The sequence below is a fragment of the Geodermatophilaceae bacterium NBWT11 genome (assembly GCA_014218215.1).
Classification (GTDB): Bacteria; Actinomycetota; Actinomycetes; order Mycobacteriales; family Geodermatophilaceae; genus Klenkia.
Genome location: CP043652.1, coordinates 2,170,709 through 2,183,293, shown reverse-complemented (window position 1 = coordinate 2,183,293; position 12,585 = coordinate 2,170,709). Strand labels below are relative to the sequence as shown.

General features: G+C 76.7%; 12 protein-coding genes. 6 read left to right on the top strand and 6 right to left on the bottom strand.

Annotated elements, in window-relative coordinates:
- Positions 1-4 precede the first annotated feature (4 nt).
- The gene (locus F1C76_10495) at positions 5-601 is read left to right on the top strand and encodes an Asp23/Gls24 family envelope stress response protein (protein QNG36960.1); all 597 of its coding nucleotides are present in this window, start codon (positions 5-7) and stop codon (positions 599-601) included.
- A gap of 103 nt (positions 602-704) precedes the next feature.
- Positions 705-1,466 (top strand): MIP family channel protein, encoded by a 762-nt coding sequence (locus F1C76_10490; protein ID QNG36959.1) that lies wholly within the window; start codon positions 705-707, stop codon positions 1,464-1,466.
- 13 nt (positions 1,467-1,479) lie between these two features.
- On the opposite strand, the gene F1C76_10485 is transcribed toward F1C76_10490, so the two are convergent.
- The 5 genes from F1C76_10485 to F1C76_10465 form a co-directional block, all read right to left on the bottom strand.
- The gene (locus F1C76_10485; GenBank protein ID QNG36958.1) at positions 1,480-1,977 is read right to left on the bottom strand and encodes a DUF805 domain-containing protein; all 498 of its coding nucleotides are present in this window, start codon (positions 1,975-1,977) and stop codon (positions 1,480-1,482) included.
- A gap of 34 nt (positions 1,978-2,011) precedes the next feature.
- A complete protein-coding gene (locus tag F1C76_10480; GenBank protein ID QNG36957.1) occupies positions 2,012-3,535 on the bottom strand; it encodes a hypothetical protein in 1,524 nt (507 codons plus the stop codon).
- Positions 3,532-4,218, bottom strand: coding sequence for an ABC transporter ATP-binding protein (locus tag F1C76_10475; protein QNG36956.1), 687 nt, complete (start codon positions 4,216-4,218; stop codon positions 3,532-3,534). Before F1C76_10475 ends, F1C76_10480 begins: the two co-directional genes overlap by 4 nt.
- Before the next feature lie 33 nt (positions 4,219-4,251).
- Positions 4,252-5,631 (bottom strand): purine permease, encoded by a 1,380-nt coding sequence (locus tag F1C76_10470; protein QNG36955.1) that lies wholly within the window; start codon positions 5,629-5,631, stop codon positions 4,252-4,254.
- 80 nt (positions 5,632-5,711) lie between these two features.
- Positions 5,712-7,061 carry an RNA-directed DNA polymerase gene (locus F1C76_10465; GenBank protein ID QNG36954.1) on the bottom strand — a complete coding sequence of 450 codons (1,350 nt, stop codon included), beginning with the start codon at positions 7,059-7,061 and terminating at the stop codon, positions 5,712-5,714.
- Between the two features lie 237 nt (positions 7,062-7,298).
- Between F1C76_10465 and F1C76_10460 the strand changes: the two genes are divergently transcribed.
- Together F1C76_10460 and F1C76_10455 are read left to right on the top strand one after the other, a co-directional pair.
- Positions 7,299-7,841 carry a DUF1697 domain-containing protein gene (locus F1C76_10460; GenBank protein ID QNG36953.1) on the top strand — a complete coding sequence of 181 codons (543 nt, stop codon included), beginning with the start codon at positions 7,299-7,301 and terminating at the stop codon, positions 7,839-7,841.
- A 109-nt stretch (positions 7,842-7,950) separates the two neighbouring features.
- Positions 7,951-8,367, top strand: coding sequence for an ATP-binding protein (locus F1C76_10455; protein QNG36952.1), 417 nt, complete (start codon positions 7,951-7,953; stop codon positions 8,365-8,367).
- 2 nt (positions 8,368-8,369) lie between these two features.
- Here F1C76_10455 and F1C76_10450 read toward each other — a convergent pair whose 3' ends face one another.
- Positions 8,370-10,973, bottom strand: coding sequence for a SpoIIE family protein phosphatase (locus F1C76_10450; GenBank protein QNG36951.1), 2,604 nt, complete (start codon positions 10,971-10,973; stop codon positions 8,370-8,372).
- Positions 10,974-11,061: 88 nt separating this feature from the next.
- Here F1C76_10450 and F1C76_10445 point away from each other — a divergent pair, with 88 nt between their 5' ends.
- Both F1C76_10445 and F1C76_10440 read left to right on the top strand, forming a co-directional pair.
- Positions 11,062-12,186 carry an FUSC family protein gene (locus F1C76_10445; GenBank protein QNG36950.1) on the top strand — a complete coding sequence of 375 codons (1,125 nt, stop codon included), beginning with the start codon at positions 11,062-11,064 and terminating at the stop codon, positions 12,184-12,186.
- On the top strand, positions 12,183-12,581 hold the full coding sequence (locus tag F1C76_10440; protein QNG36949.1) for a rhodanese-like domain-containing protein: 399 nt from the start codon (positions 12,183-12,185) through the stop codon (positions 12,579-12,581). The genes F1C76_10445 and F1C76_10440 overlap by 4 nt, the downstream gene beginning before the upstream one ends.
- The last annotated feature ends 4 nt before the right edge of the window (positions 12,582-12,585 follow it).

Below are 12,585 nucleotides of genomic sequence, written 5' to 3'. Positions count from 1 at the left end.
CCCGGTGAGCGCACCCCCGACCCCGCGGCTGCCCTGCGGGGCCGACGTCGAGGCACTCCTGGAGCAGGTCGCCGACGGCGTCGTCCCCGACGCCGGGACCCTCGAGCACCAGCGCACCTGCCCGTTCTGCGGGCCGGCGCTGGCGGAGCTCGCCACCGCCTGGGCCCCGCTGGACGCCCTCGACGAGACGCCGCCGACTCCCCGCACGCTGGACGCCAGCGTCATGGAGCGGGTGGCCACGCACGCCGTCCACGGCTGGCACGCCGTGGTCGCCGACCGGACCGGGCGCACCCGGATCGGGGCCTGGGTGGTGGCCGTGGTCGCCCGCCGGGCCGCCGCCGGCGTCGCCGGGGTGCACACGGTGACCGGCCGGGTCCTGCCGGGCGGTGCCCTGCCCTCCGACGGGCCCGACCACGGGCGCCGGGACGGCGACCACCCGCCGGTGGTCGTCGTCCTCACCGTCACCGTCGACGCCGGGGTGCCCATCCCGCCCCTGGTGGACCGGGTCCGCCGGCTGGTCGCCCGGCACGTCCGGGTGTTCACCGGGCTGACTGCCCTGCAGGTCGACGTGCACGTGGCCGACGTCGCCGGTGGTCGGTGAGCCGGTTCACACCGGACAGCGCGTGAGGATCGCCGCCGCGCCCCGTCTGACCCCCCGGACGCGCCCTGAGGCGCGTCGTCCCCACGACTCCGGGAAGGTCCCCATGAGCACCACCACCGCCCCGTCCCAGCCGGCGCTGCCGATCCGCGGGTTCGCCGAGTTCCTCGGCACCGCCCTGCTCGTCATCGCCGGCGTCGGCACGGCCGTCGCCGCCCCCGACACCGGCACGCTCGGCATCGCGATGGCCTTCGGCCTCGCCCTGCTGGTGCTCGCGTACACGCTGGGACCGGTGTCGGGCTGCCACGTCAACCCGGCGGTGACCCTGGGCCTGCTCGTCGCCCGGCGCATCGAGCCGGCCGCGGCCGGGGTCTACGTCGTGGCCCAGCTGCTCGGCGGTCTGGCCGGCGCCGGCGTGGTGCTGGCGTTCCGCTCCGGTGACCCCTCGTTCGACCTGTCCACCGACGGCCTGGGCGCCAACGGCTGGGGCGCGGCCTCGACCGGTGGCTACGGACTGTCCTCGGCGATCGTGGTCGAGCTGGTGCTGACCGCGCTGCTGGTCCTGGTCGTCCTGTCGGCCACCGCGCGGCAGTCGAACGCCGCCGTCGCCGGGCTCCCGATCGGCTTCACCCTCGTCGTCGCGCACCTGGTCGCGATCCCGGTCGACGGCACCTCGGTCAACCCGGCCCGCAGCTTCGGCCCGGCCGTGCTGACCGGGGGCACCGCCCTCGAGCAGCTGTGGGTCTTCATCGTCGTCCCGCTGGTCGGCGGCGTGCTCGGTGCGCTGGTCTACCGCGTGCTCCGCGGCTCGGACTCCGACGCCGCCTCGCAGGACACCCCGGACCCGACCACCCGCGCCGGGAGCTGACCGCCGCCGTCCGTCAGGGCTGCTGGCCGTACCCCTGCGGGGGCTGCTGCCCGTAGCCCTGCGGGGGCTGGCCGTACTGCTGCTGGGGCGCCCACCCGGGCTGCTGCTGCAGGGCGCCCGTGGGCGGGCCGTACCGGTTGGGGCCCGGGTCGCCGGGCAGGCAGTAGAAGACCAGCAGCACGATCGCACCGACCAGCGGCAGGAAGCCGATCAGCAGCCACCACCCGGAGCGGCCGGTGTCGTGCAGCCGGCTGCGGGCCGAGGTCAGGGCCGGGGTGAGCACCGCCAGGTAGACGGCGAAGAGCAGGAAGGCCGGCCCGCCGGTGACCGACACGGTCCCCGGCGCCGTCTGTTCGCCGAAGAGCGCGAACACGACCGCCGCGACGACGACGAGCACCACGAACACCGGCAGGAAGTACCGCAACCAGTAGGTGCGCCGGTCGATCCGACCGCGGCTGACGTACCAGGACCCCAGTGACACGTGCGTTCCCCTCGTCGGACGGATCCGCACCCTCCCACAGGAACCGCAGGTCAGCGCGTCGTGATCACTCCTTCGAGCGGCGCGCCGTCTCCACGGAGACCAGCCCGAGCCCCACCGACCAGGCGACGGCGATCCCGAGCAGCAGCTGTGGCACCTCACCCAGCAGCAGCGCCACGACCAGCGGCACCGTGCCGAGCACCCCGAGGTCCAACCCGCGCACCAGCGTGGCCCCGACACCGGTGGGCACCGCGCCCATCGGCGAGGACAGCACGGGCCCCGACCAGTCCAGCTCCGGCCGGTAGCCCCCGCGCACCGCGGCGCCCGCCCAGGCCGGGGCGGTCGCCACGCCGAGCAGCACCCACTCCCAGCCGAGCCCGGTCAGCCCCAGCGACACCCCGCAGACCACGACCAGGCCGACCAGCGGGACGACGGCACGCGAGCGGACGACGTCCCGGGCGTCCAGCGGCAGCGAGCGGTCGCCCGCCGGGGCGCCGTGCGCCCGGCGGCTGGGCTCCCCCAGCGCGACCGCGGCCAGCGACCAGCCCAGGACGACGGCCACCGCCACCAGCGCGGGCACCTCGCCCAGCCCGCGGGTGCGGGCGGCCAGCACCGGCAGCGCGGCCCCGATGGCCAGCTGCCCCCAGCGCCACGGGGAGCGGGAGAACACGGCCAGGTCGGCGGCGACGACGGCCTGCCACGGCTCGCGCACCCAGCTCCACGAGCGGGTGCGCCGCGGCGGGTGCACCGGGGTGCCCAGCGCGCGGCCCAGCTCCCGGGTGTCCAGCGACAAGGCGGACGCCGAGGCCACGAACACCGCCGTCCCCCGCTCGCGCAGGGCGCCGGCGGCGAGCCGGTCGCTGACCCGGTCGGCGGCGACCAGCCCGGCCACGGCCAGCACCGCGGGCACCCCGAGCAGCACCGGCACCGGCAGGTGGGGGGCGCTGGGCTCCCACGCCCACGACCCGGCGACCGTGCCCAGCAGCGCGGGGACGACGACGACCACGGTGGCCAGCGACCCGGCGACCGGGGCGACCCACCCGGTGCGGCCGGCGGCCTGCAGCACCACCAGGGCGCCGACCACCGCCAGGGCCAGCAGGGCCGCACCGGCGACGGTGGCCGCGACCTCGGCGACCGTGGGCGCGGCCGGGGCGGCGAGCACGACCGGCAGGGCGACCACGACCGCGGCCACCACGGCGACCAGGCCGACCCGGCGGAGCTCACCGCGCAGCAGGCCGCGCCGTCCGGCCGGGAGGGGGAGCCACCAGGCCGCGGTGGCCGGGGTCGCACTGACCGGGCCGAGCCGGGACAACAGCGCGACCACCCCCGCGGTGACCAGCACGGCGGCGACGACGGCGGTCAGCTCGCCGGGCAGGACCGTCGTCCCGGTCTCCGGACGGGCCGCGATCCGCTCGCGCAACGCGGAGAACGCCCCGCCCAGGACGGCGACGACGACCCCGGCGGTGGTCAGCCAGGACAGCACGTCCCCGCCGAGGGTCAGCCAGCTCGTGTCGGCCCGGGTGGCGGTGGCCTGCCGGGTGTACCTGCGGACGCCTGCCCCGCTGAGCTCGAGCGTCGGGTCGGCGTTCACCCCTCGCGCAGCGCCGCGACGGCGGCCTTCGGGGAGACCACGGTGCACTCCTCGTCGTCCACCACGAGCACCCGGCGGGCCACGGTGGACAGGAACTCCGGGTCGTGGCTGGCGAACACCACGGTCAGCCCGTCGGCGACGTCCTCGGCCAGCCGGGCGGCCAGCCGGCGGCGCATCTGGGCGTCGAGGCGGCGCTCGGGCTCGTCGAGCACCAGCAACCGGGCCGGCCGGACGAAGGCCGCCGCCAGCGCGAGCCGGCGCCGCTGACCCGAGGACAGCGCCGAGGGCAGCGCGTGCGCGCGCTCCTCGAGGCCGAACTCGGCGATCTCGTCGGTGACCACCTGCTCGGCGTCGGTGACCCCGTGCCCGCGGGCGGTGAGCAGCAGGTGCTCGGCGCCGGTGAGCGAGGGGAAGAAGGCGTCGTCGTCGAGCACGGTGGCCACCGAGCGCCGGAACACCGCCTCCCGTTCGTCCACCGGGCGGCCCTCGAGCTCGACGGTGCCGGCGATCGCCGGGAGCAGCCCGACCAGGGTCTGCAGCACGGTGGACTTGCCCGCGCCGTTGGGGCCGATCACCCCGACCGCCGTCCCGGCCTGCACGCTGAGGGTGACCGGTGCGCAGACCGGCTCCCCGCCGTAGCCGACCGACAGGTCACGCACCTCGAGGAGCCCGGTCTTCGCCATCGCCGCGCAGCGTAGAGCGCGCGGCTGTGCGGCTCAGTCCTCGCGGCGCCGGTCGGCCTCGGCGTCGGCGGCGCCCTCGACGAGCACCTCGGGCGCGAGCGGGGCGCGGGTGCGGCCGGGCAGCACCAGGTTGAGGACGACGGCGACCACCGCCGCGACCACGATCCCGGAGTCGAAGAGCGCACCCCACTCACCGGTGACCCGGTCCAGGGCGTCCGGGGCCGAGGCGATGCCGCGTCCCAGGGCCAGCGACATCGCCACGACGAGCAGCGAGCGGGTGGTGAGCCCGTCCTTGCTCAGCAGCTGCACGCCGATGGCGCAGACCATCCCGAAGAGCACCAGGACGCCCCCGCCCAGCACTGCCGGCGGGATGGCGGCGAGCACCGCGGCGACCTGGGGCAGCAGCGAGAGCAGCACCAGCACGACCGCGCCGATGGTCACCACGTGCCGGCTCATCTGCTTGGTGAGCGCGACCAGGCCGATGTTCTGGCTGAACATCGTGGTCGGCAGGGCACCGAACACCCCGCCCAGCACCGCGCTGCCGCCCTCGGCGAGGATCCCGCCGCGCAGCTCCCTCGTCGTCGCCGGCCGGCCCGCGCCGCCCTCGGTGACCGCGTGCACTGTGCCCACCGAGTCGACCATGTTGACCACCCCGACCACCGCCATGGACAGCACCGCGACCAGCGGGAAGCTCACCCCGAACTCGAACGGCGTGGGGACGGCGACCAGCGGCTCGTCACCCACCCCGGAGAGGTCGAGCAGCCCGAACGGGATCGCGACCACGTACCCGACGAGGACGGCGATGAGCACCGCGGCGCTGGACAGCAGCCCGCGGCCGAACTGGTTGAGCACCACGGTGAGCACCAGCACGACGGCGGCGACCGCCAGGTTCGCCGGCGAACCGAAGTCCGGGGAGCCGATGCCGCCGGCGGCCAGGTTCACGCCGCTGGGCAGCAGACCCAGCCCGATGACCAGGATGATCGTGCCGGTCACCACCGGCGGGAAGAACTGGGCGACCCGGTGGATGTTCAACCCGATGAGCACCTGGACCACGGCGGTGACCAGCACGCCGCCGAGCACCGCGGACAGCCCGTAGTCCGCCGCCAGGGGCACCGCGACGGCGATGAAGGCGAACCCGGCGCCCATCATCAGCGGCAGCCGGCTGCCGACCGGGCCGATGCCCACGGTCTGCAGCAGGGTGGCCAGCCCGGCGCACAGCAGTGCCGCCTGCACCAGCAGGGTGGCCTCGCCGGTGGTGGCGCCGACGACCCCGGCCAGCAGGATCGCCGGGGTCAGGTTCGAGGTGAACATGGCCAGCACGTGCTGCAGGCCCAGCGGCACGGCCACCGACCACGGCGGCAGCGCGTTCGGGTCGGTGGGGTCCCTCTGGAGGCCGGTCTTCGTCGTCGCCACGTCGTGCTCCCCCTGGCTCTGCGACGGCACCCGCTGCACCGCGCGTGAGGCGAGACTGGCGGGTCCGGGTCACAGCCGGGTCACAGCGACGTGTCGGGGCCGTCCCAGTCGACGGCGGCGAGGAGCGCGGCCAGCCGCGCCCCCTTCGCGGGGTGCACCTGGGCCACCCAGGCGACCCGGCCGGTCAGGTGCGCCCGCAGCGCGACCCGGTCGTCGTCGAACGCCGCGAGGTCGGCTGCCGAGGGGCCGCGGCGGGCGGCGTTGGTCAGCCGGGCCCGCAGCGCGTCGAGCTCGGCCCGGGGCAGCGACGTCCCCCGGTTGACCACGATGCCGGTCACGGTCTGCCGGGCACCCCGACCACGCACCCGGGTCTTGGTCGGGTGCACCACGAAGCCCTCGTCGGCCACGATCCGCTCGATGCCGTGCTGCAGCGCCCGCACCCGGCGGGCCACGTCGGGCCCCCCGGAGAAGGTGAGGTCGTCGGCGTACCGGGTGTAGCCGGCCCCGGCGACAGCGGCGTACCCGGCCAGCCGGCGGTCCAGCCGCTGGGCGCCGAGGTTGGCCAGGTGCGGCGAGGTCGGGGCGCCCTGCGGCAGGTGCGCCGCGGCCAACGCGCCGCGCAGCTGGTGCCGGGCGGCATCGGTGCCGCCGGGGGGCATGGTGGCCAGGTCGTCGCGGGTGGCCCGGGTGGTGACCAGCCCGGTGAGCAGCGCGACCACCGGCTCCGGGTAGCCCGCCGTCCGCAGCGTGGCGTGGACCCGCCCGGACGTCACGGTGGCGAAGAACGCGGCCAGGTCCAGGGTGAGGACGACGTCGGCACCGGTGTGCTGCGCCGCCCCGGTCACCGCGCTGCGCCCGGGCACGAACCCGTGCGCGGCCGGGTGCGCCGGGACCGGCCCGAGCACCCGGTCCAGCAGCAGCCGCTGCACCGCACGCAGCCGGGGGGTGGGCACCTCCAGCAGCCGGGGCACCCGGCCCGGGCGGGGCAGCCACCGCCGGCGGTAGAGCTGCAGGTGACCGGCCGGCTCGGCACGTTGGCGGCCCTGGCGGTCGGCGTACCAGTCCAGGTGCTCGAGGTCGGTGCCCAGCAGCTCCGCCACGTCGGCGAGGTCGTGCAGCGGGTGCACCGGCCAGCGGGTGCGGCCCATGCGGGTCGGGGTGGGCACCCGGCGGACCACGCGGGGCGGCGGTTCCGGGCGTGCCTCCTCGTCCTCGGGGCCCACGTCGACCCCGAGCAGGAACCGGGCCAGCTCGCCCGGGGCGTCGACCGGCGGTTCCGGCCAGCTGGTGACGGCGGCGACAGCGGCCCGGCCCAGCCAGGAGGGCTCGGTCGACAGCACCGCGCGGCCCCGGTCGACCAGCACCGAGACCCGCCAGGCCGGCGCCCCGAGGAACGCGTCGGCCAGCGCCCGGGCCACCTCGCGATTCACGTGGAACACCGTGCGGTGGGAGGGGCCGACCTGTCCCGTCGTCCCGACCATCGGCTGCGCGGAGCGCAGCGCGTGGCCGGAGGCGTGGTGGTGGCGGCGTGCTGCGGTCCCCGGGGCACCCCCGGAGCTGCCGGTCCGACCTGCGGTCCGGCACCCTCGGCCCCCCACCACCGCACGGGACCACCCTGGCAGAGCCGAGACCCGACCGCACCGTAAGGGGGCCCTAGGGTGCCGGGCGTGACCCGCTACGTCGTCCTGCTGCGCGGGATCAACGTGGGGCGGGCGAAGCGGGTGGGGATGGGCCCGCTCCGCGAGCTGCTCACCACCCGTGGGCACCGGGACGTGCGCACGCTGCTGCAGAGCGGCAACGTCATCCTGTCCAGCGACCTCGACGCCGAGGCCGTCGCCGCCGACGTGCACGCGGCGGTCGCCGAGGGGTTGGGGCACGACGTGGCCGTCGTCGTCCGCACCGCCGCCGAGCTGGCCGTGGTGGTGGCCGCCGGCCCGCTGCTCGAGGACCCCGCCGTCCTGGACCCGGCCCGCTACCTGGTGACCTTCCTGGCCGGCACCCCCGACCCCGCGCTGGCCGCCGCCGTCCCCGCGGCCGGACCGGACGAGGGCGGCTGGTGGCTGCGCGACCGCGAGCTGCACCTGTGGCTGCCCGGCGGGGTGCAGGACACCCCGGTGGGCCGCTGGCGGTGGGATCGGTTGCTCGGTGTCGCGGGCACCGCGCGCAACTGGGCGACCGTGCAGCGGGTCGCCGCCCTCACCCCGGGGTGAGCTGCGTGTTTGGGCACCGGGGCGGCTGAGCATCCACCCCGAGGCGCAGCAGCCGCCACGAGCACGCGACCCCGGGTGCCGGACTGCCGAGTGGACGAGGAGTGCGTACGTGACCCGCGAGTGGGCGAGCCCCGTGTGGCCCGCAGCCCCTCCCCCGCCCGTCGTCGACGGGTGGTCGTGGTCGCTCACGCACGTCGCGGAACTCCCGGGCGTCCGCGCGGCGTTGCGCCGGCTGCTGGTGGGGGCCGGCGAGGCCGTCGACCGGGTCGTGCTGGCCTTCGACGAGATGGCCTCCAACGCCCTGCGCCACGGCGGGAGCGGCGCGACCGCGACGGTCAGCCGGTCGGCGGACTGCTGGCTGGTCGAGGTGCGGGACGCAGCCAGGGTCCGGCCACCCACCCCGGCCGTCGGCCGTGACCCCAGCCAGGGCGGGCTGGGGCTCTACCTCATCGCCGAGATGTCGGTCGAGCACGGGTGGCACGCCGAGACCGACACCAAGGTGGTCTGGGCGTTGCTGCGGGGCTGAGCTCAGTCCAGCCGGACGGCCACCAGGGCCACGTCGTCCTCGGAACCCGCCGGCCGCAGCCGGGCCACGACCCGGTCGCAGAACTCCTCGAGGTCCCGCTCCCCCGGTCCGACCGGTCCGAGGTCCTCCAGCGTCGTGCGCAGCCGGTCCAGGCCCTCGTCCAGCGGCATGTCCCGGGCCTCGACGAGACCGTCGGTGTAGAGCAGCAGCACCGCGCCGGCACCCAGCTCCAGCGGGAGCGAGCGGCGGGACGCCGTCTCGTCGACACCGAGCATGAGGTCGGCGCGGCCCGCGGTCAGCTCGGTCACCGTGCCGTCGGCGGCGACCACCATGAGCGGCGGGTGCCCGGCGTTGGACCAGGTGACCCGGGTGGGCCCGGCGTCACCGACGCCCTCCAGCCGGGCGACGGCGGCGGTGCCCATCGTGTCGACCTGCAGGCCGGCCATCGCACGGTCCAGACCGGCGAGGACGTCGGCGGGTCCGACCCCCTCGCGGTAGGCGATGCCGCGCAGCAGCCCGCGCAGCTGGCCCATCGACGCCGCGGCCTCGGTGTCGTGGCCGACGACGTCGCCGATGACCAGCACCAGCTCCCCACCGGGCTGCAGGAAGGCGTCGTACCAGTCCCCGCCCACCTGGGCCGCCTCGGCCGCCGGGAGGTAGCGCACCGCGATCCGGGCGCCGGGGGTGCACGGCGGGGCGGTGAGCAGGCTGCGCTGCAGCTCCTCGGCGATCCGGCGCTGCTGCTCGTAGAGCCGGGCGGTGTCCAGGGCGAGCGCGGCGCGGTCGGCGACCTCCCGGCCGGCAGCCAGGTCGTCGTCGTCCTGCGCAGCCCGCTCGGCACCGCGGTAGACCGACAGCGCGCCCACCGTCCGGCCGCGGGCGACCAGCGGGTAGACGACCAGGGACCTCAGGTCCAGGTCGGCGTAGGCGCGGGCGGCGTCGTCGCCGGCCACGAACTCCTCGACCAGCTCGGCCACCTGCTCGCTGACCAGCACCTCACCGGTGTCCAGGCTGCGCAGGAGGGGGGCGCCGGGCGACAGGTGCGGCAACCGCAGCTCGGTGTACCGGGCCAGCGCCGCTGCCCGGTCGGGGTCGACGTGCCAGCTGCCGATGTCGCGCATCCGGCCGTCGGCGTCGGCCTCGCTGACGATCGCGGCGTCACCGAGCACCGGCACCACCGACCGGGCGAGCTGGTGCAGGGCCTCCTCGTGGGTCCGGTCGCCGGCCAGCAGCGCGCCGAACGCGGCGGTCACCTCGGCGATCATCTCCAGCCGGGCCGCGCTGGTGCGGGCGGCGTTCTCCGCGGCGCGGCGCTCGGTGATCTCCAGGAAGTAGACGCTGAGACCGTCCGGGCTCGGCCAGACCCGGATCTCGAACCAGCCGTCCAGCGGCGGCGGGTAGTAGGCCTCGAAGACCACCTGCTCCCCACTGGCCATCGCCCCGCGGTAGGCGGTCTCGAACACGCTGCCGACCGTCGCCGGGAACAGCTCCCAGATCTCCCCGCCCAGCAGGTCCTCGCGCGAGCTCTGCAGCAGCCGCTCGGCCTCGGCGTTGACGTAGGTGAACCGCCAGTCGCGGCTGATCGAGTAGAACGCCGCCGACATCGACTCCAGCACCCGCGAGACCCGGGCGTCGCCGTGCTTCTGCCGGGTGGTGTCGTAGGCAGCGCCGAGGATGCGGGTCGACCGGCCGCTGCCGTCGGCCAGCGCCCGGCCGCGCCCGACGACCCAGCGGGTCTCCCCCGAGGGCAGCTGCACGCGGTACTCGGCCTCGAAGGGCCCGACGGTGTCGATGGCCGTCTGCAGGGCGTCGGCCACCCGGGGCACGTCGTCGGGGTGCAGCCGGGCGTTGAAGTCCTCGATGGTCTCCCCGAACACCCCCCGGTCGTAGCCGAAGAGCTCGACCAGCCGGTCGTCCCAGACCAGCCGGCCGGTCTGCAGGTCCCAGTCGAAGCTGCCGATCTCCGCGGCGTCGATGGCCAGGCCCCAGCGCAGCCGGCTGGCCTCGAACTCCGTGGACAGCGCCGAGAGCTCCAGCTCGGTGGACACCGAGTCGGCGAGCTGGCGCAGCAACGAGACGTCGGAGTCGCTCCAGGTGCGCGGGGCGGGGTCGAACACGCACAACGCCCCGACGGTGAAGCCGCCCGAGCCGGTCAGCGGCATGCCCAGGTAGGAGCCGACGGCACCGGCCCGCACCGGGGGCAGGTGTGCCACCCGGGGGTCAGCCGGGGCGTCGGTGACCACCAACGGGCCCTGGCCCCCGGCGGTCACGGTGCACAGCGAGTCGGCCAGCGGGCCCTGCCCACCGACCGAGTCCGGGGCCAACCCGGCTCCGCCGGCCACGGTCTGCAGGTCACCGAGCAGCGAGACCTGGGCCGACCCGGCGTCCAGCAGCCGTGCCGCCAGGTGGGCCAGCCGCTCCAGCGCGCGGGACCCCACGGCCGCGGCCTCGACCCGCCGGACGGCGGACACCCGGTCCCGGTCCCCCCGCAGGCCCTCGGCCAGCGCCGCGGTCAGCACGTCGCCGGGGGCGCCCTCCCGGTCACCGGTGGGCACGGGCCCGGACGGCGGTGCGGCACCGCCCGACACCTGCTCCCCGTCGTCCATCCCCCCATCCTGCCCGGACCGGGGGCGCTGCGCCCCACGGACGGACGCGGGACCACCCCTCCGGGCGTCGACGGAGCACCATGACGCGGTGACCCCCACCGCCCGACGGCCCGGACCCACCGGTGCCCTGCTGCGCACCTGGGCCCGCCACCCCCGGCTCGGCCTGGCCGTGAAGGCCGCGTTGGCCGCGTCGCTGGCCTGGGCGGTGGTCCAGCTCGTCCCCGGTGCCGCCGGGGAGTACCCGTACTACGCACCCCTGGGCGCGGTGATCGCCACCTCCACCACGCTGGCCGGCTCGGCCCGGGAGGCCCTGCAGACCGTCGGGGCGATCTCGCTGGGTGCGGTGGTGGCCCTCGCCGTCGACGCGCTGGCCTACCCCAACGTGGCCACCGTCGCGCTGGTCATCGCCCTCGGGGTGCTGCTGGCCGGGTGGCGGGCACTGGGGACCGCGGGCAGCTGGGTGGCCACCGCCGCGCTGTTCACCCTGATCATCGGGGACGCCGACCCCGTCGGGTACGTCTCCGGCTACGCAGGGCTGACCCTGCTGGGCGCGGCCATCGGCCTCGCGGTCACCGCCGCGTTCCCGCCGCTGCCGCTGGCCCCGGCGCAGACCCAGCTGGCCCTGCTGCGCGACCTGCTGGCCGAGCAGCTCGACGACCTGGCCGCCGGGCTCACCCAGGACGAGCTGCCCGACGGAGCCCAGTGGCGGGGCCGGATGCGGGCGGTGGACCCGGTGCTCACCCGGATGCGGGAGGCGGTGCGGCTCAGCGACGAGGCCCGCCGCGGCAACCGGCGGGCCCGCCGGCACGCCGACACCGCCCAGCAGCAGTACGAGCACGCCCGGGCGCTGGAGAGCCTGGCGTTCCTGGTCGCCGACCTCACCGAGCTGGTGCGCGAGCACGAGACCGCCGAGCTGCCCTGGGACGAGATCGCGATGGGCCCGAGGCTCCGTCCGGACACCGCACGGGCCCTCACCGCGATCGCCGACGTCCTGCGCTCGGTCGCCGACGACGCCATCGGGGACGACGTGGTCGGCGACCCCGCGGTGGTCGCCCGGGCCCGGGTCGCGGTGGAGGCGCTCGCCGACCGGGTCCGGGCCCAGCGTGTCGAGAGCGGCCAGGACCTGTTCGTGGCCGGCAGCGTGGTGACCACCCTGCGGCGCTGCCTCACCGCCGTCGTCGCCCCCGGGCCGGCCGAGCAGGCACCCCGGTGACCGGCGTGGACGACGTGCTCGCCCGGGCCCGGGACGGCGTGCACCGACCCGGACCGGCGGAGACCGCGGCCGCGCTGGCCCGCGGGGCGCTCGTGGTGGACACCCGCACCGAGACCCAGCGCGCCGAGCAGGGCGAGCTGCCCGGCGCCCTGGTGATCGACCGGACCGTGCTGGAGTGGCGGCTGGACCCGACCGGCAGCCACCGCGTCCCGGAGGCGACCGGCTGGGACGTCGAGGTGGTCGTGGTCTGCCACCAGGGCTACAGCTCCTCGCTGGCCGCGGCGAGCCTGCGTGCCGTCGGGCTGCACCGGGCGACCGACCTGGCCGGCGGGTTCGCCGCGTGGCGGGACGCCGGGTTCCCGGTCGGGCGCGGGCCGGCCGACGTCCGGCGCTAGCGTC

Excerpts from the sequence above, each read along its gene's own strand:
- F1C76_10490 (QNG36959.1), top strand. The coding sequence starts at position 705 with ATGAGCACCACCACCGCCCCGTCCCAGCCGGCGCTGCCGATCCGCGGG.
- F1C76_10475 (QNG36956.1), bottom strand. The coding sequence starts at position 4,218 with ATGGCGAAGACCGGGCTCCTCGAGGTGCGTGACCTGTCGGTCGGCTAC.
- F1C76_10450 (QNG36951.1), bottom strand. The coding sequence starts at position 10,973 with ATGGACGACGGGGAGCAGGTGTCGGGCGGTGCCGCACCGCCGTCCGGG.